This window comes from Nonomuraea sp. 10N515B (genome assembly GCF_052245915.1).
Lineage (GTDB): Bacteria > Actinomycetota > Actinomycetes > Streptosporangiales > Streptosporangiaceae > Nonomuraea.
Map to the genome: position 1 here is coordinate 370,372 of NZ_JBQQBQ010000002.1, position 23,601 is coordinate 393,972.

The 23,601-nt window shown below is 70.6% G+C and carries 21 protein-coding genes; 8 read left to right on the forward strand and 13 right to left on the reverse strand.

Features of this window, described 5'->3' with window-relative positions:
* Positions 1-20 precede the first annotated feature (20 nt).
* From ACTWQA_RS04110 to ACTWQA_RS04120, 3 genes are all read right to left on the reverse strand, one after another.
* On the reverse strand, positions 21-1,250 hold the full coding sequence (locus tag ACTWQA_RS04110; protein WP_443157952.1) for a hypothetical protein: 1,230 nt from the start codon (positions 1,248-1,250) through the stop codon (positions 21-23).
* Positions 1,251-1,432: 182 nt separating this feature from the next.
* The gene (locus tag ACTWQA_RS04115) at positions 1,433-2,089 is read right to left on the reverse strand and encodes a DsbA family oxidoreductase (RefSeq protein ID WP_443157953.1); all 657 of its coding nucleotides are present in this window, start codon (positions 2,087-2,089) and stop codon (positions 1,433-1,435) included.
* A gap of 153 nt (positions 2,090-2,242) precedes the next feature.
* A complete protein-coding gene (locus ACTWQA_RS04120) occupies positions 2,243-2,908 on the reverse strand; it encodes a TetR/AcrR family transcriptional regulator (protein ID WP_443157954.1) in 666 nt (221 codons plus the stop codon).
* Between the two features lie 183 nt (positions 2,909-3,091).
* Between ACTWQA_RS04120 and ACTWQA_RS04125 the strand changes: the two genes are divergently transcribed.
* From ACTWQA_RS04125 to ACTWQA_RS04140, 4 genes are all read left to right on the forward strand, one after another.
* Entirely contained in the window at positions 3,092-3,535 is a 444-nt protein-coding gene (locus ACTWQA_RS04125; protein WP_443157955.1) for an ATP-binding protein, read from the forward strand.
* Positions 3,536-3,892, forward strand: coding sequence for an STAS domain-containing protein (locus ACTWQA_RS04130; RefSeq protein WP_443157956.1), 357 nt, complete (start codon positions 3,536-3,538; stop codon positions 3,890-3,892).
* A 36-nt stretch (positions 3,893-3,928) separates the two neighbouring features.
* A complete protein-coding gene (locus ACTWQA_RS04135; protein ID WP_443157957.1) occupies positions 3,929-4,918 on the forward strand; it encodes a slipin family protein in 990 nt (329 codons plus the stop codon).
* Positions 4,919-5,077: 159 nt separating this feature from the next.
* Positions 5,078-6,988 carry an amino acid transporter gene (locus ACTWQA_RS04140; protein ID WP_443157958.1) on the forward strand — a complete coding sequence of 637 codons (1,911 nt, stop codon included), beginning with the start codon at positions 5,078-5,080 and terminating at the stop codon, positions 6,986-6,988.
* A gap of 200 nt (positions 6,989-7,188) precedes the next feature.
* Here the strand turns inward: ACTWQA_RS04140 and ACTWQA_RS04145 are convergent, their stop codons facing one another.
* Complete coding sequence (locus ACTWQA_RS04145; protein WP_443157959.1) at positions 7,189-7,473, reverse strand: TauD/TfdA family dioxygenase; 285 nt, start codon at positions 7,471-7,473, stop codon at positions 7,189-7,191.
* A 95-nt stretch (positions 7,474-7,568) separates the two neighbouring features.
* On the opposite strand from ACTWQA_RS04145, the gene ACTWQA_RS04150 reads away from it, so the two are divergent.
* Positions 7,569-8,624, forward strand: coding sequence for an aldo/keto reductase (locus ACTWQA_RS04150; RefSeq protein ID WP_327582559.1), 1,056 nt, complete (start codon positions 7,569-7,571; stop codon positions 8,622-8,624).
* Here ACTWQA_RS04150 and ACTWQA_RS04155 read toward each other — a convergent pair.
* Positions 8,612-9,895: an SLC13 family permease gene (locus ACTWQA_RS04155; RefSeq protein ID WP_443157960.1), complete on the reverse strand. Its 1,284-nt coding sequence runs from the start codon at positions 9,893-9,895 to the stop codon at positions 8,612-8,614. The two genes, ACTWQA_RS04150 and ACTWQA_RS04155, sit on opposite strands and share 13 nt — an antisense overlap.
* 226 nt (positions 9,896-10,121) lie before the next feature.
* On the opposite strand from ACTWQA_RS04155, the gene ACTWQA_RS04160 reads away from it, so the two are divergent.
* Positions 10,122-10,676 carry a hypothetical protein gene (locus tag ACTWQA_RS04160; protein ID WP_443157961.1) on the forward strand — a complete coding sequence of 185 codons (555 nt, stop codon included), beginning with the start codon at positions 10,122-10,124 and terminating at the stop codon, positions 10,674-10,676.
* A gap of 59 nt (positions 10,677-10,735) precedes the next feature.
* On the opposite strand, the gene ACTWQA_RS04165 is transcribed toward ACTWQA_RS04160, so the two are convergent.
* The 4 genes from ACTWQA_RS04165 to ACTWQA_RS04180 form a co-directional block, all read right to left on the reverse strand.
* Complete coding sequence (locus ACTWQA_RS04165; RefSeq protein ID WP_443157962.1) at positions 10,736-11,773, reverse strand: LacI family DNA-binding transcriptional regulator; 1,038 nt, start codon at positions 11,771-11,773, stop codon at positions 10,736-10,738.
* 118 nt (positions 11,774-11,891) lie between these two features.
* A complete protein-coding gene (locus ACTWQA_RS04170; RefSeq protein ID WP_443157963.1) occupies positions 11,892-13,448 on the reverse strand; it encodes an SLC13 family permease in 1,557 nt (518 codons plus the stop codon).
* Positions 13,449-13,474: 26 nt separating this feature from the next.
* A complete protein-coding gene (locus ACTWQA_RS04175; RefSeq protein WP_443157964.1) occupies positions 13,475-16,240 on the reverse strand; it encodes an FAD-binding and (Fe-S)-binding domain-containing protein in 2,766 nt (921 codons plus the stop codon).
* Positions 16,237-17,376, reverse strand: coding sequence for a pyridoxal-phosphate-dependent aminotransferase family protein (locus tag ACTWQA_RS04180; RefSeq protein ID WP_443157965.1), 1,140 nt, complete (start codon positions 17,374-17,376; stop codon positions 16,237-16,239). Before ACTWQA_RS04180 ends, ACTWQA_RS04175 begins: the two co-directional genes overlap by 4 nt.
* Positions 17,377-17,467: 91 nt before the next feature.
* On the opposite strand from ACTWQA_RS04180, the gene ACTWQA_RS04185 reads away from it, so the two are divergent.
* A complete protein-coding gene (locus tag ACTWQA_RS04185; protein WP_443157966.1) occupies positions 17,468-18,181 on the forward strand; it encodes an IclR family transcriptional regulator in 714 nt (237 codons plus the stop codon).
* A gap of 24 nt (positions 18,182-18,205) precedes the next feature.
* Here the strand turns inward: ACTWQA_RS04185 and ACTWQA_RS04190 are convergent, their stop codons facing one another.
* From ACTWQA_RS04190 to ACTWQA_RS04205, 4 genes are all read right to left on the reverse strand, one after another.
* Positions 18,206-19,180 (reverse strand): aldo/keto reductase, encoded by a 975-nt coding sequence (locus ACTWQA_RS04190; protein ID WP_443157967.1) that lies wholly within the window; start codon positions 19,178-19,180, stop codon positions 18,206-18,208.
* Between the two features lie 133 nt (positions 19,181-19,313).
* A complete protein-coding gene (locus tag ACTWQA_RS04195; protein WP_443157968.1) occupies positions 19,314-19,970 on the reverse strand; it encodes a hypothetical protein in 657 nt (218 codons plus the stop codon).
* A gap of 118 nt (positions 19,971-20,088) precedes the next feature.
* Positions 20,089-20,736 carry a response regulator gene (locus ACTWQA_RS04200; protein WP_443157969.1) on the reverse strand — a complete coding sequence of 216 codons (648 nt, stop codon included), beginning with the start codon at positions 20,734-20,736 and terminating at the stop codon, positions 20,089-20,091.
* The gene (locus ACTWQA_RS04205) at positions 20,724-22,790 is read right to left on the reverse strand and encodes a sensor histidine kinase (RefSeq protein WP_443157970.1); all 2,067 of its coding nucleotides are present in this window, start codon (positions 22,788-22,790) and stop codon (positions 20,724-20,726) included. The genes ACTWQA_RS04200 and ACTWQA_RS04205 overlap by 13 nt, the downstream gene beginning before the upstream one ends.
* A 66-nt stretch (positions 22,791-22,856) precedes the next feature.
* Between ACTWQA_RS04205 and ACTWQA_RS04210 the strand changes: the two genes are divergently transcribed.
* Positions 22,857-23,600 carry a phytanoyl-CoA dioxygenase family protein gene (locus ACTWQA_RS04210; RefSeq protein WP_443157971.1) on the forward strand — a complete coding sequence of 248 codons (744 nt, stop codon included), beginning with the start codon at positions 22,857-22,859 and terminating at the stop codon, positions 23,598-23,600.
* The last annotated feature ends 1 nt before the right edge of the window (position 23,601 follow it).

The following is a 23,601-nucleotide window of genomic DNA, read 5'->3' on the forward strand; positions in this document are numbered from 1 at the left end:
GCCCGGCGGGCCGGACGAGCTCAGAGCAGATGCCGCTCGGCCACGGGGTGACCGAGGAAGGCATGCATGGCGAATTCCCAGCCGTAGGAACCCGCATTCGGAAAGACGACCAGGTCACCGGCCCGCACCCGGTCGACGCGGACGTCGCGCAGCAGGGTGTCCTCCGGTGTGCACAGCTCGCCGACGACCGTGACCTCGGCGTCCTCGGCGGCGGGCCGTGGGCAGCCCTCTGGCCAGCGCTCGATCGGCAGCACCGCGATGTTGTGCACGATGTCCCAGGACGTGGGGAGCTGGAAGTGGTTGATGCCGCCGCGCAGGACGACGAACCGCTTGCCGTAGGAGGTCTTGACGTCGGTCACTTCGGCGGCGTACCAGCCGCAGTCGGCGACCAGGAAACGGCCGGGCTCCAGCAGCACCCGCACGCCGGGCGGCGGCTCGGCCTGCCCGGCCAGCTCGCCGAAGCGGGCGACGTCGAAGGGCTTCTCGTCCTCGAACGCGACGCCGATGCCGCCGCCGATGTCGACGTGGCGCAGCTCGACGCCGTTGCCCGCGGCGGTGCGCACGCTCCAGTCCAGACACCAGCGCAGGTAGGCGGCGTGGGATTCGGCGTCCAGGTTGCCCGAGGCGGCGTGGACGTGGAAGCCGACCAGGTCCAGACCGGGGAGCCGGGCGGCGGCCCGCAACACCTCGGGCACGTCGGGCTCGGCCACGCCGAACTGGGACGGGACGCCGCCCATGTGCAGGGAACCCGTGACGGGGATCTCGGCCGGGTTCACGCGCAGCGCCACCCTGGCCGTGGTGCCCTCGGCGACCGCGATCCGGCTGATCCGGTGGAGCTCGAGCAGGCTTTCCGCGTTGATCGCCTCCACGCCGGCTCTGACCAGGGCGGTGAGGACGGGGACGGACTTGGCGGGTCCCGCGGCCACGACCCGTGCCGTACCGGTGAGGCCGAGGGCGAGGTCCAGCTCCGACTCGGAGGCGACCTCGAACCCGTCCACGTAGGGGGCCAGCGCCGCGACGACGCCGGGAAAGGAGTTGGCCTTGACCGCGTAGTAGACGGCGGCCCACTCGGGCAGCGCCGCGCGTAACTCGCGGGCCCGCTCGGCGGCCACCTCGCCGTCGTAGACGTAGGCGGAGATCGGCGTGCCGGACCGCGCCAGGCCGAGGAGACGGTCCTGGACGGAGTGGGGGAGCACGTCCACCGGGTAGGCGGAGCGCGGCGCAGCGGACGGCGGCAGCTGGATGGACATGGCTTCTTCCTGTGAGGGAACAGACGAGAAGGGGCATGCCCCCAGAACCCAAGATTTACTTAGGTAAGGCTAACCTAAAATTAATCCGCGCCCAACGCAAGACGTCAGTGTGTGATCCAGGGCACGACATGAGTGTGGGCCGCGACCATGTCGGTCGCGGCCCACACTCGAACCCGGGCGATTCAGCGCGTCGTGACGGCCTGCTCGCGGGCGGTGCGCAGAGCGGACAGGAAGGCGTCGGCCGGCTGCGCGCCGGACACGCCGTAAGCGCGGTTGAGCACGAAGAACGGCACACCGGTGATGCCGAGGCTGCGTGCTTCGCTGATGTCGGCCTGCACGGCGTCCTCGTAGGCGTCGCCGTCCAGGACCTTCCGGGTCTCGTCCTCGGGGATGCCGAGCTCGGCGGCGAGGCGGACCAGGGTGTCCGGGTCGTCGACGACCTCACCCTCGACCAGGTGGGCGCTGAGCAGCCGCTCGTGCATCCGCGCGCCGAGACCGTGCCGCGCCGCCAGATGGCTCACCCGGTGCGCGTCGATCGTGTTGACCGAGATGGCCTTGTCCAGGGCGTACGTCAGGCCTTCCGCGGCGGCCAGGTCGGTGACCCGCTGGGTCATCTCCCGTACCTGGGCGGGTGAGGCGCCGTACTTCTCGGCCAGGCGGTCGGAGGACGGTTCGCGGTGTCCCTTGGGGTGGGAGGGGTCGAGCTGGAAACTGTGCCAGTGGATCTCCACCTCGTCGGCGTGCTCGAACCGGGCGAGAGCGGACTCCAGGCGTCGCTTGCCGATGTAGCACCACGGGCAGACGACGTCGGACCAGATGTCGATGCGCAGCGTGCTCACAGGACGCACACTCCGTCCGTGCACACGGGGGCGGTGTCCGAGCCCAAGACGACCAAGGGGGTCACCGGTTCGGTCTCAGGGTGGTCGTCGGGGGCAAGCTCTGCGGCCTCGGGCAAAGCGGACATGATTACTCCGATCGGTTAGAAAGGTGCGTCAGGGACGCAAGGTGGGCAGACCGGCGGCGAGCGCTGCCAGGGTGCGTTTCAGGGTGGGCAGCAGCTTGGGGCACGTGGCGGCGAGGTCGGGGCGTTGCCGGTAGAGCTCGACCAAGGTGGGGGGCGGGTTGGCGGCGGGATAGTACGTGCCCGCGCAGCCTGTCGCCCGCGCCACCAGTTCCTCGGCCTCGTCCTGCGTCAGGTCGGGGCGCGCCTGTGCGATCGCCGCGCCGAGCTCGCCGGTGATGTCCAGGACCGTGACCTTGAAGGTCAGGGCCGCCGGGACCGAGAGGTTGTGTTCCAGGGCCGTCCCCAGCTGGCTGAGCAGGTCGCAGAAGAGCGGGCGCGCGGCGAGTGGTTCCGTCAGCGCGTCGATCACGTCGTCGCCAGCCCGGAGGCGTCCGAGGACGTCGTCCGCCCAGTCCCGCCAGCTCTCCACGGTCAGCTCGAGAAAGATCTCCTCCCTGGTGCTGAAGTATCGCACCACGTTGGACTTGGCCAGCCCCACCTCTGCCGCGACCCTGCGCAGACTGACCTCACGCACCCCTGACTCGATGGCGAGTTCGCGCGCCACCGCGAGGATCGCCTCGCGCCGCTGCTGCTTGTGCTCCGGTCGCCGGGCGCGTTCGAACGCCTGGTCGGGCACGCTCCCGCTGTCACCCACGATGACGACATTAACAGGACACTGGGCTCTTGTTAAAGAGACGGTGTCCTGTTAGTTGCGTCACAAAAGCCGAGAACGGCGACAGTACGAGCTGTCCAGGAGCCCCGTTTGGCGATCTGTCCCTGGGATAGAGGGACAGCGCCCGCACCTTCCATCCCCGACAATCCGGTGGGCGAGACGATCATGAGCGTGCAGTTCGAGCTGCGCTGTCCCGTCAGCGACGACCTAGTCTTCATCCGCGACCTGGTACGTGTCAGCGGCCGGCACGCGGGCCTCGCCGGTGAGCGGCTTGATCACCTGGTGCTGGCCGTCAACGAGGCGGTCACCAACGTGCTCGACCACGGGGGAGCGGTCGGGCTGGTCACCGCGCGCGGCACCCACGAGGGGATCACCGTGGAGATCCTCGACATCGCCGGCCGGCTGTCGGCCGACCACCTGGCCACCGCCCGGATCGACCCGACAGGCGCGCACGGGTTCGGCCTGTGGGTGATCCAGCACCTGTGCGACGGAGTCGGCCTCGAGCAGACCGGCCTCGGGTCGCTGCTGAGCCTGCACCTGCGCCGTGACCCCACCACGGGTGTCCGGAGCCTGGGGCACTTGGGCAGGGAAAGGCAACCGGCCCGCTGAATGGCCCCGTTAACCCTGACTCATCAGCATCTTCCCGGCATGAGCGTCATCGCCCTCGCCGGCGAGGTCGACCGGACCAACAGCGCCCAGCTCGCGGACTACATCGAACGCATCCGCCGCCCCGGCGACCATGTGATCTTCGATTTGGCCGAGCTGTCCTTCCTGGACAGCTCCGGCCTGCACGTCCTTCTGGCCTGCGCCCGCACCTGCGCCGACGAGGGCGCCGACGCGCACCTGGCCGCCGCCAAGGGCGCCCCGGCTCGCCTGCTGCGCATCACCGGGGTGGACGCCCGGCTGCCCACGTACGTCACGACGGAGCACGCCATCGCTACGGTCCTCGCCACCCGTACCAGCTGAATTCGGGACTAGGCTCGATAAAGAAGGGACACGGCCATGGACATCAACATCGTGCTCGGAGTCATCGCCTTCTTGCTCTTCCTGCTCGCGGTCACCGGGGTGAGGGTGGTCAACCAGGTCGAGCGCGGCATCGTCTTCCGCTTCGGCAGGGCGCAGCCGCAGATCCGGCAACCGGGCCTCAGATTCCTCATCCCCGTCGTGGACAGCATGCGGAAGGTCAACGTCCAGATCGTCACGATGCCCGTACCGACGCAGGAGGGCATCACCAGGGACAACGTCTCCGTACGCGTCGACGCGGTCGCCTACTTCAAGGTCCAGGACCCCATGCGGGCCGCCGTCGAGGTGCAGAACTACCTGTTCGCCGTCGAGCAGGTGGCGCAGACCTCGCTGCGGTCCATCATCGGCAAGAGCGAGCTGGACGATCTGCTGACCAACCGCGAGGAGCTCAACAAGGGCCTCGCGCTCATGATCGACAGCCCCGCGCTCGGCTGGGGCATCCACATCGACCGGGTGGAGATCAAGGACGTTCAGCTGCCCGAGGGCATGAAGCGCTCCATCGCCCGGCAGGCCGAGGCCGAACGGGAGCGCCGGTCCCGGGTGATCGTCGCGGACGGCGAACTGCTGGCCGCGCACAAGCTCGCCGACGCCTCGGGCATCATGTCGAAGACGCCGGGCGCGCTGCAGCTGCGGTTGCTGCAGACGGTGGTGGAGGTGGCGGCCGAGAAGAACTCCACCCTGATCATGCCGCTGCCGGTAGAGCTGCTGCGCTTCTTCGACCGGGCGGCGCAACCCGGCACACCGGCCGAGACCGCGCAGCCCGCCACTGAGCCCACCACTGAACCCGCCGTTGGGCCCGCCACGGCCGACGCCGAGCGGGTCCAGCCGAAGATCGAGCAGCCTGCCCTCGCCAAGGACCGCGTCTCCGAGGGGGAGCAGCCCGCCCTGACCGAGCACGGTGTCGTTGAGGGAGAGCAGCCCACCCTCGCCGAGCACGGCGTCTCGGGCTCGGCGGAGCGTGCCGAGTAAACGGGTTCGCGCTGGACGTGGCGTTCCAGCCGGGCGGCGACTCAACGCGCCCGGATGCGGATATATACGTTTTCTTGACGCCCTGACCTGATGAAACTCCGCTCTGCCGTGGATAGGGTGCGATGCGTCTTTGTGGGGTTTTGGTGAAGGGTGACCGTTATGGTGCTGGCGAAACGGCCAGCTGCCACGGAAGGGACGCTGCGCTCCTGGCTGCTCCAGGGCCTGCAGACCGACCGTAAGCAGATCGAGCACGGTCCCCACGTCAAGCACCCCTGGTGGCGGGTGATGTGCCTGACCGGCGTGGACTACTTCTCCACGCTGGGCTACCAGCCGGGTATCGCCGCGCTGGCCGCCGGGCTGCTCTCGCCGCTGGCCACGCTGTTGCTGGTGGCGCTGACGCTGCTGGGCGCGCTGCCGGTCTACCGGCGGGTCGCGGCCGAGAGCCCGTACGGGCAGGGCTCGATCGCGATGCTGGAGAAGCTGGCCCCGCAGTGGTGGGGCAAGCTGTTCGTGCTGGCGCTGCTCGGCTTCGCGGCCACCGACTTCGTGATCACGATGACGTTGTCGGCGGCCGACGCGACCGCGCACATTCTGGAAAACCCGTTCTGGCCCGAGGCCCTGGCCGGGCAGCGGGTGCTGGTGACGCTGGTGCTGTTGGCCCTGCTCGGCGGGGTGTTCCTGCTGGGCTTCAGCGAGGCGATCGGCATCGCCGTGCTGCTGGTGTTCGTCTATCTGGCGCTGAACGCGGTCGTGGTGGCGGTCTCGATCGTGCACGTGTTGCAGGCGCCGCAGGTCGTGGTGGACTGGCAGCGGGCGCTGAGCCTGGACTTCAGCAGCCCGCTGGCCATGACCGGGTTGTCGTTGCTGGTGATGCCGAAGCTGGCGCTGGGCATGTCCGGGTTCGAGACCGGTGTGGCGGTGATGCCGGTCGTCAAGGGCGACATCCCGGCGCGGATCGCGGGCACCCGGCGGCTGCTCACGGTCGCGGCGCTGATCATGAGCGTGTTCCTGATCTTCTCCAGCTTCGTCACCACGGTGCTCATCCCGCACCAGGAGTTCGAGGAGGGCGGCAAGGCCAACGGGCGGGCGCTGGCCTACCTGGCGCACAATTTCCTGGGCGACTGGTTCGGCACCGCCTACGACGTCTCCACGATCGCGATCCTGTGGTTCGCCGGCGCGTCGGCGATGGCCGGGCTGATCAACCTGGTGCCGCGGTACCTGCCGCGCTACGGCATGGCGCCGGAGTGGACCGGCGCGGTGCGGCCGCTGGTGATCGTGTTCTCGCTGATCGCGTTCGCCATCACGATCATCTTCGACGCCGACGTGGACGCCCAGGGCGGCGCGTACGCCACCGGCGTGCTGGTGCTCATGCTCTCGGCCGCCGTCGCCGTGACGCTGTCGGCCCGCAGGAAAGGCCAGCACAAGGCGGCGGGCGCGTACGCGGCGATCACGGCGGTGCTGGCGTACACGCTGGTGGACAACGTGATCGAGCGGCCGGACGGCGTCAAGATCGCCTCGTTCTTCATCGCGGCCATCATCGTCACCTCGCTGATCTCCCGCGCCACCCGCTCCACCGAACTGCGCGTCACCGAGGTGCACCTGGACGCGCTGGCCGAACAGTTCGTCAACGACGCCTGCGGCGAGGTGCACGTGATCGCCAACGAGCCGCACACCCGCGACCAGACCGAGTACACCGACAAGCTGCGCGAGACCTGGCTCAATCACCGGCTGCGCAGCTCCGAGCCGATGCTGTTCATCGAGGTGACGGTGCCGGACGCCTCGGAGTTCGAGACCGAGCTGCACGTCAAGGGCGAGGAACGGTACGGCCACAAGATCCTCACCATCGAGAGCTCCGCCGTCCCCAACACGCTGGCCGCGCTCCTGCTGTACCTACGTGATCGCACCGGCTCGGTGCCGCACATCTACTTCCACTGGACCGAGGGCAACCCGGTCGTGGCGATGCTGCGTTACCTGGTCTTCGGCGGCGGCGACGTGCCGCCGCTGACCCGGGAGGTGCTCCGCCAGGCCGAGCCCGACCTGGAACGCCGCCCGCACGTCCACGTCGGCTGAGGCCGGCTCGCCCTGGCGGGAAGAGGTCAGGCGGCGATCGGCGAGTACGCGGCGGCGTCGCCCGCCAGCACCACGCTGGGCCGCCATCCACACCGACCGGCACATCGCTCGCGATCGTGACCCGGTGCAGGCGGCGTGGACGGTCGCCGAAGTCGTGCACCACCCGGTGCTGGGTGGCCCGGTTGTCCCAGACCGCCACGTCACCGGTGGCCCAGCGCCGGCGCACCGTGTTCTCCACCTCGGTGACGTGCCCCGTGGACCAGCCGGATGAGCGCGGCCGACGTGGACGAGGACAGACCCACCAGCCGCTTGGCGAAGTCGCCCAGCAGAATCGAGCGCTCCCCGGTCTCGGGGTGCACGCGCACCACCGGGTGCTCGGTCTCGAACACCGTGGAGGCGAACACCTTGGCGTAGTCGCGGGCCTGGTCGTCGGTCCCGGCCAGGCGGGCGTAGGCGTAGGCGTTGGTGTGCACGGCCCGCAGCACCGAGGCGAGCCGCGTTTACTAATGGTTCAGATATCCCGTTAGTGAGCTATTCTCTTAACGGAAACGTTGACCCGTTAAGAGGATGGACTGGAATCATGGAATATCGGCAGCTGGGTGCGTCGGGGCTCAAAGTCCCGGCGTTGAGCTTCGGAGCCGGGACGTTCGGCGGCAAGGGCGAGCTGTTCGGCGCCTGGGGCACCACCGACGTGGCGCAGGCCAGGCGGCTCGTGGACATCGCACTCGACGCGGGCGTCACCATGTTCGACACCGCCGACGTCTACTCCGACGGCGCCTCCGAGGAGGTGCTCGGCCAGGCGATCAAGGGTCGGCGGGACCGCGTGCTCATCTCCACCAAAGCCGGGCTGCCCACAGGTGACGGCCCGGACGAGGCGGGCACCTCACGGCCCCGGCTGATCCAGGCGGTGGACGGCGCGCTGCGCCGCCTGGGCGCCGATCACATCGACGTGTTCCAGCTGCATGCCTTCGACGCCGCAACGCCGGTCGAGGAGGTGCTCTCCACGCTCGGCGACCTGGTCCGGGCCGGCAAGCTCCGCTACGTCGGCGTGTCCAACTTCTCCGGCTGGCAGCTGATGAAGTCGCTCGCCGCCGCCGAGCGGCACGGCCACCCGCGTTATGTGGCCCACCAGGTCTACTACTCGCTGGTGGGCCGCGACTACGAGTGGGAGCTGATGCCGCTCGGCCTCGACCAGGGCGTCGGCGCGCTCGTGTGGAGCCCGCTCGGCTGGGGCCGCCTCACCGGCAGGATCCGGCGCGGCCGCCCGCTTCCCGAGGGCAGCCGGCTACACCGGACCGCCGCCTTCGGCCCGCCGGTCGACGACGAGCGGCTCTACGCGGTGGTCGACGTTCTCGACGAGATCGCCGGTGAGACCGGCAGGACCGTCCCGCAGATCGCGCTGAACTGGCTGCTCCAGCGGCCGACCGTCGCCTCCGTCATCGTCGGCGCGCGTGACGAGGAGCAACTGCGCGAAAACCTGGGCGCCTCCGGATGGAGCCTCACCGGCGAACAGGTCGCCAGGCTCGACGCCGCCAGCACCACCACGGCCGCCTACCCCTACTACCCGTACCGGACCCAGGAGGGCTTCGCCCGCCTGAACCCGCCCATCGAATCCCGCATCGGTCAGACGAGGTAGCGGAACCACAGGTACGGCGCCACCAGGCTGACGGTGACCGCCGTGACGATCAGGCCGTACTTCGTGAACTGCCAGAAACTGATCGGGGTGCCGTTGCGGGCGGCGATGCCGAGCACCACGACGTTGGCCGCGGCGCCGACCGCGGTGGCGTTGCCGCCCAGGTCGGCGCCGAAGGCCAGCGCCCACCACAACACGTCGTCGCCGCCGTTCGCTTCGACGAGCCCCTCGACGATAGGGCTCATCGTGGCGACGTACGGGATGTTGTCCACGATGGCCGACAGCACGGCCGAGGCGCCGAGCAGCCCTATCGTGGCCAGTTCCAGCCGCCCGGCGGTCGCCGCGACCGCGGCCTCGGACAGCGCGCCGATGACGCCGGTCTCGACCAGGGCGCCCACCATGACGAACAGTCCGGCGAAGAACACCAGCGTGGGCCACTCCACTTCGGCGATGGCCTGCTCGGTGCGTACCTTCGTCACCGCCACCAGCACTCCCGCGCCCAGCAGCGCCACGACCGACGGCTCGTAGTGCAGCACCGGATGCAGCACGAACGCCGCCATCACCAGCGCCAGCACGGCCAGCGACTGCCACAGCAGCCGCCGGTCGGAGATCGCCTCCCGCTCGTCCAGCGACATGATCTCCTGAGCGCGGTCCGCGTCGTAGCGGAACCCGCGGCCGAACATCCACCAGCACAACCCGATGAACACCGCCATCAGGACGATCACCAGCGGCGCCATGTGGATGAGGAAGTCGTTGAAGGTCAGTCCGGCACGGCTGGCGATGATGATGTTCGGCGGATCGCCGACCAGCGTGGCGGCGCCGCCGATGTTGGACGCCATCGCCTCGGCGATCAGGAACGGGGCGGCCGGCAGCGCGAGCCGCTCGCACACCAGGAACGTCACCGGCGCGATCAGCAGCACCGTGGTCACGTTGTCCAGCAGGGCCGACGCGCCCGCCGTGATGAGCACCAGCAGCACCATCAATCGGAACGGCCGCCCCTTGGCGCGTTTGGCGGCCCAGATGGCCAGGTATTCGAAGACGCCGGTCTCCTTCAGCACGCCGACGATGACCATCATGCCCAGCAGCAGGAAGATGACGTTCCAGTCGATGCCGGCGTGCTCGGAGAAGAAGGCGGCCTCCGCGCCGGTGGCGTGGATCAGCAGCATGATCCCCGCGCCGCCCAGCGCGGCCGCGACCCGATGGATCTTCTCGGTGGCGATGAGCGTGTACGCGGCCAGGAACACCGCCACGCTCATCCAGGACAGTACGCTCACGGCGCGATCATCGGGATGTCGGCGAGCACGTCTCGGGTGTGCACAAAGGGTCCTTTCCGGCAAACGGGACAAAGAATCGCCGACCAGACTTCCCGGCACACCTGTCCCCAACGTATCAAGGCTCGTCCAGAAAGCGTCAATCCACCGGCGACGCCATGGCTGTTGAGGCAGGCGGCGGCGCGAGCGCCGAGACCCGTGACATCATGGCCGCCGGGGTGATGGGCCCGTGAGATTCGGGGTTCGCCAGTTCGAGCTGGCCCTGATGCACAGGATGCGCGACCTGGAGGCCGCGAAGGTCGAGGACGCGCTCAAAGTCATGGGCGCCACCCGGGCGGAGCTGCGTGCCGCGCACACCCAATGGACGGCGATGGCCCACTCCGGCAGGGCGCCGAAAGGACGTTCACTGTTCCGGATGGCGCTCGGCCCGCCCGCGTACGAGGGCGTGCACCAGGTCGGCAGCCTGACCTGCGACGTGGCTCACTGGAGGTTGCCCTCCTGGCCTGAGCTGAGGTTCGAGGTGCTGCTCGGCCCCGGAGGCGAGGTGTGGAACCAGTGGTTCGTGCGGCCGGGCGGCGCCAGGCCGTTGTCGTTCGCTGATCTGGTCCCTTGGAGCTGCGTCGTCGCCGACGTCGGCGAGGCGTTCCCCGGAGCCTGCCACCTCGAGGGCTCGGCCCCGCAGCACTGGACGGTCGGCTTCACCCACGAGGGCACGCGTTACCGCGCCCGCTTCGTCTACGGCCTGTATCAGCGCCTCGACCGCGCGGACGACGACCCCGCCTGATCGGCCCGCCTGATCGGCCCGCCCGGTCGGTCCGCTGGTCCGGCCGGCCTGAGTGCCGGTCAGCGGGCCGCGTTCGCCGCCTCGCGGGAGGGGCGCAGCTGAGCGGTGGAGGAGCGTTCTACCAGCTCAGGCTGGAAGATCACGTGACGATGCTGGTGGCCGGACAACTGGTCGGCCTCCTCCAGCACCATCAGCGCGGCGGTGTGGCCGAGCTGCTCGCGCGGCTGCCGGATCGACGACAGCGGCACCGCGGCCGCCGCCGCGAAGTCGATGTCGTCGTAGCCGAGGATCGCCACGTCGTCGGGAACCCGCAGGCCGCGCAGCGTCAGCTCCTGCAGCAGGCCCAGCGCGACCAGGTCGTTGCCGCAGAAGACCGCGGTGGGCCGCGCCGACCGGGGCAGGGCGGCGATCTCCTGGCCCGTCGTACGCCCAGTGGCGACGTTGAGGTCGGGCAACGGGATCACGGTCAGCTGCTCGGCCGGGGTGAGCACGCTCGCCAGCCCATCGCGGCGGTCCTCCACCTGCCGGACGGTGAACGGCCCCCCTGCGAAGGCGATGTGGCGGTGCCCCCGCTCGCGCAAGTGCAGCCCGGCCAGCCGGCCGCCGAGCACGTCGTCGACCGCCACCGCGCACCCGTGGCCGACCCGCGAGGAGTTGTCGAACAACACCACCGGGATGCCGCGGGAGACCAGCCGGTCCAGCCGTTCCTCCTGGCCGCGGTCGTTCACCGGGGTGATGAGCACGCCCAGGGGACGCTGCTCCTCCAGCATCTCCAGCAACCTGGCCTCGCGCTCGGCGTCCTTGCTGCTGTTGAACACCATCACGGTCAGGCCGTCGCGCTGCGCGGCGGTCTCCACGCCGCTGAGCACGTCGATGAAGAAGGGGTTGGCCAGGTCGAGCGCCACCACGGCGATCGTCCGGCTGTGCCCCGCCCGCAACTGGCGGGCGGAGCCGTTGCGTACGTAGCCGAGCTGCGCGATCGCGGCCTGCACACGCTGCCGGGTCTCAGGTGCCACCATGTCGGGCCGGTTGAGCACGTTGCTCACGGTGCCGACGGAGACCCCGGCGACCCGGGCAACCTCTTTGATGCTCGACATCGTTCCTCGTCTGGTGCGCGGAGCACGAGCGACGTGCACCGGGACCAAAGTGATCATATCGTATGAGGTCCCCTATGCTGTGAAACGATTTTACGCGATGTGACCAGGGGAGACGACATCAGCCCAGCCAGCCGGGGGCGACCAGGACGGCCCAGGCCGCGAGCGGGCCCACCGCGACGATGACGGCGCCGTAGGCGAGCAGCCGGCGGTAGAACAGGTCCTGCGGCATGCCTCTGACGTTGGCCACCAGCAGCGCGCCCGTCGTGGAGAACGGGCTGACATCCACAATGGCCGACGACACCGACAGCGCCGCGATCATCGCGACCGGTCCCAGGGCGCCCGTTCCGAGCAGCGGCACGGCCAGGGGCACCAGCGCCCCCAGGATGCCCACGGTCGAGGCGAAGGCCGACACGACGCCGCCGACGTAGCAGATCAGCAGCGCCACCAGCAGGGGGATGCCGATCGCGGCCACGGACGTGCCGACGTAGTCGACGGTGCCGATCTCCTGCAGGACGCCGACGTACGTGACGACGCCGCAGATCAGCAGCACGGTCGGCCAGGCCACCCTCTCCACGGCGCCCTTGTTCGCCTTGGGGGAGGCGAGGGAGAGGATGACGGCCACGGTGACGGCGGTGAGGCCGACGTCGAGCTTGAACACCAGCACGGCCAGGCAGAGCCCGACGATGCCGGCCAGCGTCAGCACCTGGTGCGGCGTGAGCCGCAGGCCGCCGCCGCCGCCGACGGAGCCGGGTTCGGGCTCGGGCTCCGTCGTCGTGCGGGTGCCGGGTTCGGGCTCGGTCGTCGTGCGAGTGCCGGGTTCGGCTGCGGTGCCGGATTCGGGTGAGGGTGCGGTGGTGACCGACGTGGCCGCCGCGCCGGGGTCGGCGGTCTCGGAAGCGGTGCCGCCTGCGGGAACACGGGCACTCCCGGTGGCGTGCGCCGCCCCGGTGGCCGAAGCCGCTGCGGAAGCCGCTGCGGAAGCCGGGGCGGCGCCGCCGGTATCGGGTGCGCCGCTGGCATCGGGTGCGTTGCCGGAGGCGGGTGCGCCCGGCACCGCCACGGCGCCTCGCCGTACCAGGTGGGGGCCGCCGAAGATGAAGAAGACGACCAGCGCGGCGGCGGCGTTGAACGCGAAGCTCGACAGGAACAGCACCACATTGTTACCGGGCAGGTTCGCGTCGCTGGTCACGCCGTTGACGATCCCGCCCAGCACGCTGATCGGCGAGAACGCCCCCGCCTGCGTCCCGTGCGCCACCATGAGCCCGATGAGCAGCGGATGGATCTTGTAGTCGGCCGCGAAACCGAACGCGATGGGCGCCAGGATCGCCGCCACCGCGGGAGCCGGCGCGCCCACGGCCGTGAGCAGCGCCGAGATGACGAACACCACCAGCGGGATGGCCGCGATCCGCCCGCGCACCAGATGCACGGCGGCGCGGACGAGCCAATCGACGGTCCCGTTGTTGGTGGCGATCGCGAACAGCAGCGTCACCCCGACGAGGATCACGAACAGGCTGCCGGGGAACGCGTCCAGGATGGCGTCGGTCTCCATGCCTGCGGCCAGCGTTCCGACGAGGAACGCGCCGACGAGGGCCAGGGCGCCCAGGTTCACCGGGAAGAGGGTGGCCACGACGAACATGACGATCAGGGCGAGAATGGACAGGAGCTCTGCGGACAACTGCGTACTCCGTTCTCCCCCGTACGTTATGGCTGGTCGATCACCTGGTGGAGAAGCTCGACCGGGTGGCGCGCCGTGCGGCCCGCGCCGTGGGCGATCTGCTGGCGGCACGAGACCCCCGTGGCCGCGAGCAGCGTGTCGGGCGAGGACGCGGCGATCTCCGGGAAGAGCCGGAGGCCGCCGATCCTCATGGACAGGTCGTAGTGCTCGCTCTCGAAGCCGAACGAGCCGGCCATGCCACAGCAGCCGGCGTCGATCTCTTCCACCTCCGCTCCGGGGATTCTGGACAGCAGCGCTCGTGTGGCGTCGGTGCTGACGACGGCCTTCTCGTGGCAGTGGCCGTGCAGGAGGATCTTCCGCCCGCGCAGCGCGTCGCCGAGCGCCAGTGAGCCGTCGTCGATCGCCTCGACGAGCAGCTCGGGGACGAGCCTGGCGCGGGCCGCGATCGCCGCCACGCGGGGATCGCGGGGCAGCAGCGCGCGGTATTCGTCCTTGAGCGTCAGCAGGCAGGATGGCTCCAGGCCGACGATGGGCGCCTGCGAGCCGGACAACCGGTCGACCATCGCCTCGGCCATCGACCTGGCCCGGTCGAGCAGGCCCTTGGAGATGCTGGAACGGCCGCAACAGCCCTCGGCGGCCAGCCGTACCCGGTAGCCGGCGCGCTCCAGCAGCTCGACGGCGGCCCGCCCGATGCCGGGCTCGGTGTAGGTGGTGAAGGAGTCCGCGAGCAGGATCACCTCTCGCCCGGCTGCGGGCGGGCGGCGGCGCGCGTGCCAGCGCAGCAGGGTGTCGCGGCGGAAGCGGGGGAGCGGCCGGCGCCGGCTCAGGCCGAGCGGGCCGCGCAGGGGGCCGGCCAGCCAGTTCGACAGCGGGGCGGTGGCCGAGCCCAGGCGGTTGAGCGTCCTGATCGCGCCGAACAGCCGGGCCCGCAGGGGCACGCCGTGCTGCTGCTGGTATTGGTGCAGGAACTCGCTCTTCAGGGCCGCCATGTCGACGCCGAGCGGGCACTCCGACTGGCAGGCCTTGCACTCCAGGCACAGGTCGAGGATGCCGTGCAGCCGGTCGTCTCCCATCGCCTGCCGGGGATCTGCCGACGACAGGGCCTTGACCAGGGCGTTGGCGCGGCCCCTGGTGGAGTGCTCCTCCTCGCGGGTGGCCATGTACGACGGGCACATGACGCCCGAGTCGTCCTTGCGGCACACGCCGACGTTCATGCACCGGTCGGCTGAGGCGTGCATGCCGCCGGCGAAGGCCAGCGTGGTCGGCAGCGGACGCGGCTCCGGCGCGGCCGGGTCGCGCAGGTGGTCGGTCATCGGCGGGGCATCCACGATCTTGCCGGGGTTCAGCAGCCCGCGCGGGTCGAAGACGTGCTTGATCCGCCGCATGGCCTCGTAGATCTCATCGCCGAACAACCGCCGGTTGAACTCCGAGCGGGCCAGCCCGTCGCCGTGCTCGCTGGAGTTCACGCCGCCGTGCCGGGCGGCCAGCTCGGCGATCTCCTCGGCGACCGCGCGCATTCTGCCGATCTCGCCGGGCGCGCGCAGGTCCACGAACGGGCGGATGTGCAGGCAGCCGACCGAGCAGTGGCCGTAGAACCCGGCCCGCAGCCCGTGGGCGTCGAGGATGCGGGCGAACTCCCCGACGTACGGCAGCAGCCGCTCCGGCGGGACGGCCGTGTCCTCGACGAACGCCAGCGGCCTGCGGCTGCCCACGCTGGAGGCCATCAGCAGGCCGAGCCCCGCCTTGCGGACCTTCAGCACCGCCGCCTGGTCGCGCTCGGCCGTGGCTCGGAGCGTGTGGTAGCCATGGCCGTTCGCCTTCCACGTGGCGGCCAGCTTGTCCACCCGGTCGGCCACCTCGGCCGGGGTGTCACCGAAGAACTCGACGAACAGCAGCGCCTCCGGGTCGCCCTGGAGGATGCCGCCGAGCCCCGCGTAGTCCACCCGCTGCCGGGACAGGTCGAGGATGGCCTTGTCGATGAGCTCGACCGAGGCGGCGTCGAAGGCCAGGGCGTCGGCGGTGGCGGCGATCGCGGCCGGGGTTGAGGTGAAGTGGCCGACGGCGATGGCCTTGGCCCGCGGCCGGTCCACCAGGGCCACCGTCGCCTCGGTCACCACGGCCAGCGTGCCCTCCGACCCGACGATCAGCTTGGTGAGATCCCCGTCCGCGGCCCGGTCCAGGCGGTAGCCGCCCGAGTGCCGCCAGAAACGCGGGAACCCGGTCAGATCCACTCCGCCCAGGACCTCGGCCACCGCCGCCTTCAGCCGGGTATCGGTGGCCAGCTCCGGCATGGTGGCGTCGGCGAGCACCACGCTCACCGACTCGACGTGGTCGATCGTGGAGCCGTACCGGACCGAGTGGCTGCCGGCCGAGTTGTTGCCGATCATCCCGCCGATCGTGGCCCGGTTGCTGGTCGAGGTGTCGGGCCCGAACATCAGCCCGTGCTTGCGGGCCGCCCGGTTGAGCTGGTCCTGCACGACGCCCGGCTGCACCCGCGCGGTCCTGCCGTCGATCTGGAGGATCTTGTTCATGTGCCGGGAGAAGTCGACGATCACTGCCGCGCCGACCGTCTGCCCGGCCAGGCTGGTGCCCGCCCCGCGCGGCAGCACCGGCACGTCCAGCTCGCCGCACGCCGCCACCAGCGCCTGCACGTCGCCCGCGTCCCTGGGGAAGGCGACCGCGAGCGGCTCGATGGCGTACATGCTGGCGTCGGAGGAGTAGAGGTGCCGGGTGTAGGGATCGTCCCTGACGTCGCCGCCGATGAGCGGCGACAACTTCCCCGCCAGGCTCATCCGGTCTCCTCCAGGTACGCCAGCGCCGCCCGCATCCCGCCCTCCTTGATCGGCACCCCGGCGGCGAGCAGCCCCATCTCGACCCCGCCGAGGGTGCCCGCCAGCATCAGGTCGTTGAAGTGCCCGAGGTGACCGATCCGGAACACGCGGCCGGCCAGCCGGCCGAGGCCGGTGCCGAGCGACATGTCGTACCGCTCCAGGATGAGACTCCTGACCGTGTCGGCGTCGTGCCCGCCGGGCAGCAGCACGGCCGTCAGGCTGCTGGAATACTCCCGCTCGTCGGCGCAGAGCACCTCCAGCCCCCACGCCCGCACGGCCCGCCGCGTCGCCTCGGCGTGCCGGTCGTGCCGGGCGAACACCTGCGGCAGGCCCTCCTCCTCCAGCATGATCAGCGCCTCGCGCAGCCCGTACAGCAAGTTGGTGGGCGGCGTGTACGGAAAGAAGCCCTGCCGGTTGGCGGCGATGATCGCATCCCAGTCCCAGTACGAGCGCGGCAACCGCCCCCGGCGTGCCAGGGCCTTCGGGCCGACGGCGTTGAAGCCGAGGCCGGGCGGCAGCATGAGGCCCTTCTGCGAGCAGCCGACGGTGACGTCCACGCCCCACTCGTCGTGCTGGTACTCCATCGAGGCCAGCGACGAGATCGTGTCCACCAGCAGCAACGCCGGATGCCCGGTCGCGTCCATGGCGTCGCGGATCTCCGGGATGCGGCTGCGCGCCCCGGTCGAGGTCTCGTTGTGCACCACCATGACCGCGGCATGGCCGGCGGTGAGGAGATCGATGATCGCGGCGGGGTCGGCGCCGCGCCGCCAGTCGCCCGGCACCAGGTCGACGACCAGCCCCAGCCGGGCGGCCATCTCACACCACAACGTCGAGAAGTGCCCGGTCTCGAACGCCAGCACCCGATCGCCCGGCGACAGCGTGTTGACCAGCGCCGCCTCCCACGCCCCCGTCCCCGACGACGGGTAGACGACGACGTCGTGGCGGGTGCCGAAGACCGGCTTGAGCCGGTCGAGCAGCTCGCGCGCCAGCTCGGCGAAGGCAGGGCTGCGGTGGTCGATGGTGGGCCGGGCGATGGCACGCAGCACCCGGTCGGGGACGTTGGTCGGACCTGGGATCTGCAGGAAGTGGCGGCCCACGTCGGTAACGCTCCTCTGTGCCGTGTCACGGCACGTCGTGCCGTGTTGCGGTTCATTAACATTAGATTTCAGCCCGCAGAGGAGTCAATGGATGCAGAACGTGATCAACGCGCTCCGGGTGCTCGAAGAGGTCGCCGTACGCCAGCCGGCCGGCGTCGGTGAGCTGGCCCGCGGGCTGGGCCTGCCCAAGAGCACCGTGCAACGCTCGCTGCGGACGCTGCACGAGGCCGGGTGGATCAGGCCCGCCGGAGGCGCGGTCACCCGCTGGCAGGTGACCAGCAAGGCGCTGCAGGTGGGGCGCCGGGCCGAGCTGGGGCTGCGGGACGTGGCGCTGCCGGTCATGGAGGAGCTGCGCCAGCGCACCGGCGAGACCATCCACCTCATGGTTCCCGAGGGGGACGCGGTCGTCCTCATCGAGCGGCTGGAGACCGACAAGCCGCTGCGCATCGTGCTGCCGCTCGGCATCAGGCTGCCGCTGCACGCCTCCGCCAACGGCAAGGCCGTGCTCGCGCACCTGGACCGGCCGATCGACGAGCTGCCCGCCTACACCGGCACCACGATCACCGACCCTGAGCTGCTGCGCGCCGAGCTGGCCGAGGTGCGCGCCCGTGGCTACGCGGACAACCGCGGCGAGTGGCGCTCCGACATCGCCGCCGTCGCCTCCGCCGTCCTGGGCCCCGACGGGCCGGTCGCCAGCCTCAGCATCTCGACCCCGGCCAGCCGCATGCCGGACGACCGCAGACCGGAGTACGGCAAACTCGTCACGCAGGCGGCCAGGACGCTGACGGAGTCGCTGCCCTCATGACCGTGCGGCCGCCGGCACCGACGATTACGCGCTGATCCCGGCCTCCTTGGCGGCCTGGTCGATGGCGGTGAGCTCGTCGTCGGTGAAGTCGAGGCGGTCCACGCAGGCGACATTGGCCTCCAGTTGCTCGGGGCTGGAGGCGCCGACGAGCACGGAGGTGATGCGTGGGTCGCGCAGCGCCCAGGCCAGCGCCAGCTGCGCGACCGTCTGGCCGCGTGCGGCGGCGACCTCGGACAGCGCGCGCACGAACGACAGCACCTCCGGCGTCACCCGGTCGGGCGTGAGGAAACGGCCCTCGGCGGCCCGCGAGTCGTCCGGGATGCCGTTCAGGTAGCGGTCGGTGAGCAGGCCCTGGGCCAGCGGCGAGTAGACCACACAGCCCACGCCCTCCTGCTCCAGCACGCCCAGCAGCGCCTCCTCGATGCCCCGGTTGAGCAGCGAGTAGGACGGCTGATGCACCAGCAGCGGCGTGCCCAGACCGCGCAGCAGACCGGCGATCGCGGCGGTCCGCTCGGGCGAGAAGTTGGAGACGCCGACGTACAGGGCGCGGCCGGTGCGGACCATGTGGTCGAGCGTGGCGGCCGTCTCCTCCAGTGGCGTGTCCTCGTTGTCCCGGTGCAGGTAGAAGATGTCCACGAAGTCGAGGCCGAGCCGTTCCAGCGACCGGTCGAGGGTGGCCAGCAGGTGCTTGCGGGAGCCGCCGTAGCCGTAGGGGCCGTCCCACATCGGGTTGAAGCCCTTGGTGGTCACCACCACCTCATCCCGCAGCGACTTCGGGAAGATCCGGCCGAAAGCGGCCTCGGCGGCGCCGAACGGGGGCCCGTAGCGGTCGGCGATGTCGAAGTGGGTGATGCCCAGGTCGAGCGCCTTGTGCAGGATCGCGCGCTGGGTCTCGACCGGCTTGCCCTCACCGAAGTTGTGCCACAGGCCGAGCGACACGGCGGGCAGGAGCAGTCCGCTGCGGCCGCACCGGCGGTATGGCTGGCGTTCGTAATCCAAGGAAGACCTTCCCCGATGACCGTAATGAAACGTTTTACGGGGTCACGTTACCGACCGGCGAGCTCCTTCTCCACCGGGTTCGGACTCAGCACAGTGCCCCTCGGATCGTCCGCGATCCGAGGGGCCTGGTCGGCTACTTGCTCAACAGCGTCTTGACCAGGGGGATGGCTCCCGCGATGCGGATGGCGGCGACGACCAGCGCGGTCGCTCCGATCCCCGTGATGATGGCGAGGGGGAACAGGCCTCCGGCGCCGATGCAGACGGCCGACCACCGGGGCACCGTCCTGGTCCGCCAGAGGGCGGCGGCGAGCAAGATCGTGCCGAGGAGGTAGAGCGGGAACAGGTAGGACACGATCGGCAATTGCGTGTCGAGTTTGGTGGCCAGTTCGGCGAAACCTGTCCTGTCGCCGATGCCGGCCATCATGATCAGCGGTAAATCGACCACACCGTTGACGAGCATCGCGGTCAGGCCGAGGAAAGAACAGGTCAGTCCACTGCCGGCCAGCCATCGCGCGCGGCGGGCCACCATGGCGACGGCGACGGCCGAGCCGTACAGGAACGGGAAGGCGGCCAGGGAGAGGTTGGTCGACAGCAGCATCTGCGCGTGGCCGGTGTCGATCGCCGCGTAGTCCGGGACGCTGTCGAGCCATGGGCTGGTGTACAGGGCGAGGCCGAGGGCGAGCAGTGCCGGGGCGGCGATGAGGCTGATGGCGGCCAGCACGGAGCCCATGGCTCGGCGGCTGGGAGCGGCCGCGATGTCGGCGGCGGGGATCGGGTGGTGTGCGCTCATGGCCACCACGATGGCCTCGCCGGGGGTGGTCGTTCACGGGTGGTGGCCCGTTGATCGGGTCCGGGTTTTCCCGGAGTACGGGCTCCTGGCAGGCTTGGTCGCCGGATCCGGCGCGTGTTCACTGCTGGGCGCGCAGCCAGGTCAGGACGGCCAGGACGCGGCGGTTGTCGTCGCCGGCCGGGCCGAGGTCGAGTTTGGTGAAGATGGCGTTGACGTGTGTTTCGATGGTTTTGCGGCCGAGGAAGAGGCGTTCGGCGATGGCGCTGTTGGAGCGGCCCTCGGCCATGAGCGCGAGCACCTGCCTCTCCCGGTCGGTGAGGCGGCTCAGCGCGTTCTGTCCGGGATGGGCGCCGACCAGGGCGGCGACGACGTCAGGATCGAGCACGGTGCCGCCCTTGGCGATGCGGCGCAGCGCTTCCAGGAAGTCGTCGACGTCGATGACGCGGTCTTTCAGCAGATAGCCGAGCCCCGCACCGTTGCGGAACAGGTCGAGCGCGCGTCCGGCGTGGACCCATTGGGACAGCAGCAAGATCGCCAGGCCCGGCTGCTTGTCACGCAGCCGGGTGGCCGCGCGCAGCCCTTCATCGGTATGCGTGGGCGGCATTCTGATGTCGATGACGGCGATGTCGGGTTCATGGACGCTGACGGCTTCCACGAGCGCCTCGGCGGTGCCCACGCTGGCCACGACCTGGAAACCGGCGTTGGCGAGCAGGCCGGCGATGCCTTCGCGCAGCAGGACGCTGTCGTCCGCGATCACGACGCGCATGGCAGCTCCACCGTCAGCCGGGTGCCTGCCCCGGAAGGGCTGGTCAGGGTGAACCGGCCGCCCACGGCCGCCACCCGGTCGCTGAGCCCCTGCAACCCGCCACCGGAGACCACGCCGGCGCCGCCCGCGCCGTCGTCGTCGACCTGCAGGACGACGCTGTCGCCGGTGCGGTGCACGCTCAGGCGCACGGTGGCGGCATCGGCGTGTTTGACGGCGTTGGCCATGGCCTCGCCTGCCACGTACCAGCAGGTGGCCTCGATCGTGGGTGGGAATCGCTCGGTCGTGACGTCGAGGGTCATGGGCAGCGGCAGTCGTGCCGCGGCCGTGCGCAGTGCGACGGCCAGTCCTTCGTCGGTGAGGACCGGGGGCAGGATGCCGCGGGTGAGCTCGCGCAGCTCGTCGACAGTGGCGCGTAACTCCTCCACCGCCTCGCCGAGCACGGTGGCGGCGCGGTGGCTGGTGGGGGTCACCTCGCGCTCGGCGATGCGCAGCCGCAGGGCGAGCGCGACCAGGCGCTGCTGGACACCGTCGTGCAGGTCGCGTTCGATGCGCCGCCGCTGGGAGTCCTCGGCGGCCACGATACGGCTGCGCGAGGCCCGTACGTCGGCCAGCCGCACAGCGGCGCGGGCGTGCAGGGCGGCGTTCTCCAGCGGGAGCGCGGCGGCGGCCAGCGCGGCCTGAACCAGGCGCGGCTCCTTGGCCAGCCGCGCATCCAGATCGACCACGGCCACGGGCGAACCACCGGCCGTCACCTCCCGGCGCAGCCGCCCGGGCTGCGGGTCGCCGAGATCGGCAGGGCTGCCGTCCAGGTCGATCGACTGCCCGTCCTCGACATAGGCCACGCGCGCGGTCGGGTCGTCGACCGCCTGGCGTAAGGCGGCCAGCAGATCGGCCGGCGCTGCGGTGCCCGCGCGCAGCCGTCCCGTGAAGGCCTCCAATGCCTGCACGGCCAGCCAGGTACGGCGATCGAAGCGCCGGTCGACGACAGCCCGCACCAGCCGCAGCGCGGGACGGAAAGCCGCCGCGACCGCGAAGGTCGCCGCCGCCACGGCAACCGAGGAACCGGCGCCCACCTGACCGGCGATCGCGCCCACGCCGACGGCCACCACCGCGTACAGGCCTAGCAGGAACGCGGAGATGGCGGTGTAGGTGATGGTGCGCCGGATCAGTCGCTGCACGTCGAACAGCTGATGGCGGCGCATGGCCACGGTGATGGCAGCGTAGAACGGCAGCGGCGCGAGCACCGCCAGGACGGTCTTGAGGGTTCCCGACGCGGCCGTGGCCGCGATCATGATCGCCACCGTGACGCCGAGTCCCCAGGCCGCCCACAGCAGCTGTGTGCGTTCGATCCCACGGGCTCGGCGCAGGCGCACCACCACAGCAGCGATGCCCACCAGCAGGAACAGCATGCCGAACAGGTCGGTGGCGGCCGTGACGGTCTCGGCGGCGCCCAGCCGCGCAGGCAGTGCCTCGACGTGCCCTCCGACGTACAGCGCGATGATCGGCTCACCCGAGGGCCAGACGGCCGTCGCGGCGGCCGCTCCTGTCGCCGCCCAGCCCGTCAGGTACAGCGCCAGCACCGGCCGCCACCGCTTCGACGGCAGGCGGCCATCGGGGAACAGCAGCAAGAACAGCGGCAGCGACTCGCCGGCCAGGGTGTCCACGGCGAAGGCCGTGGCTGCGACCAGCGGCGAGGAGGAGCCCTCCTGCGTGTGCAGGACGGCCCAGCTGTAGCCGAGGCTGTCGGCGGCCAGCAGCCATCCGCCTGCCAGCAACGCCCAGGCGGCCCGGTTGGTGGGCTTGTGATCAATGATGATCGCGCACAGGACGCTGACGCAGGAGCCGCCTGCCACGCCCACTGCCGATACCACGCCGGCGAGACCATCGGGCAGGGCCAGCAGCAGGGCGGCGACTCCGAGCAACGCGCCCAGCACTCCGAGGATCCAGCCGGCCACGCGTAGGACGTCGGCCCGCCGGGCCTCGGTGGTCATGACCGAATGATCGCCCCTGCGCACCGGGTGCGGCAACCGGAGTTCGTGAGCCTCGGAGTACATGCCGACCATGCTGAGTACATCGCGCCGCGGGGCATGAACCATCACACAGGCGAACGGGAGTGCGGCATGAGTGATGCATCGATGGTGCGGTCCTACCGGGACAACGGATATGTGCTGGTCAAAGGGCTGCTGAGCCGGCAGGAGGCGGCGGCGTACCGGGAGGAGTGTCATGCCGTGCTGGCGCGCCTACAGGGCATGGACCCCACCTGGGGCAGCGCACGCGAGCTCGCCGGCCGCCCCACGGAGCTGCGTCACTGCCACGACGCGCAGTTCTACGCGGCGGCGTTCGCCCGGCTCATGGTCGATCCGCGCTTCACCGACGTCGCGGCCGCGCTGATGGGATCGGAGAACGTGCAACTCCACCACACCAAGATCTTCGTCAAGCCGGCGGAGAAGGGCTCGCCGTTCCCCATGCACCAGGACGCCGCGCATTTCCCGCACACCAGGCACACGGTCGGCGCGGCCATCTTCCATTTCGACGACGCTCCGGAGGAGAAGGGGTGCGTACGCGTGGTGCCGGGCAGCCACCGCGACGGGATGCTGCCCCACATCGAGGAGGGCGGCTGGCACCTGCCGCTGTCGCAGTGGCCGCTGGAGGCCGCCGTCCCCGTCGAGGCCGAGGCGGGGGACGTGCTGTTCTTCACGTATCTCACCGTGCACGGGTCCGGGGTGAACCGGGCGGCCGAGGCCCGCACGACCCTGCTCATCCAGTTCCGCGACCCCGAGGACGCCCCGGCCGGCGAGGTGCACCGCTCGCGCGGGCAGGGGATGATGTTGCGGGGGGTCGATCCGACGATGCGCGAAGGGTGAG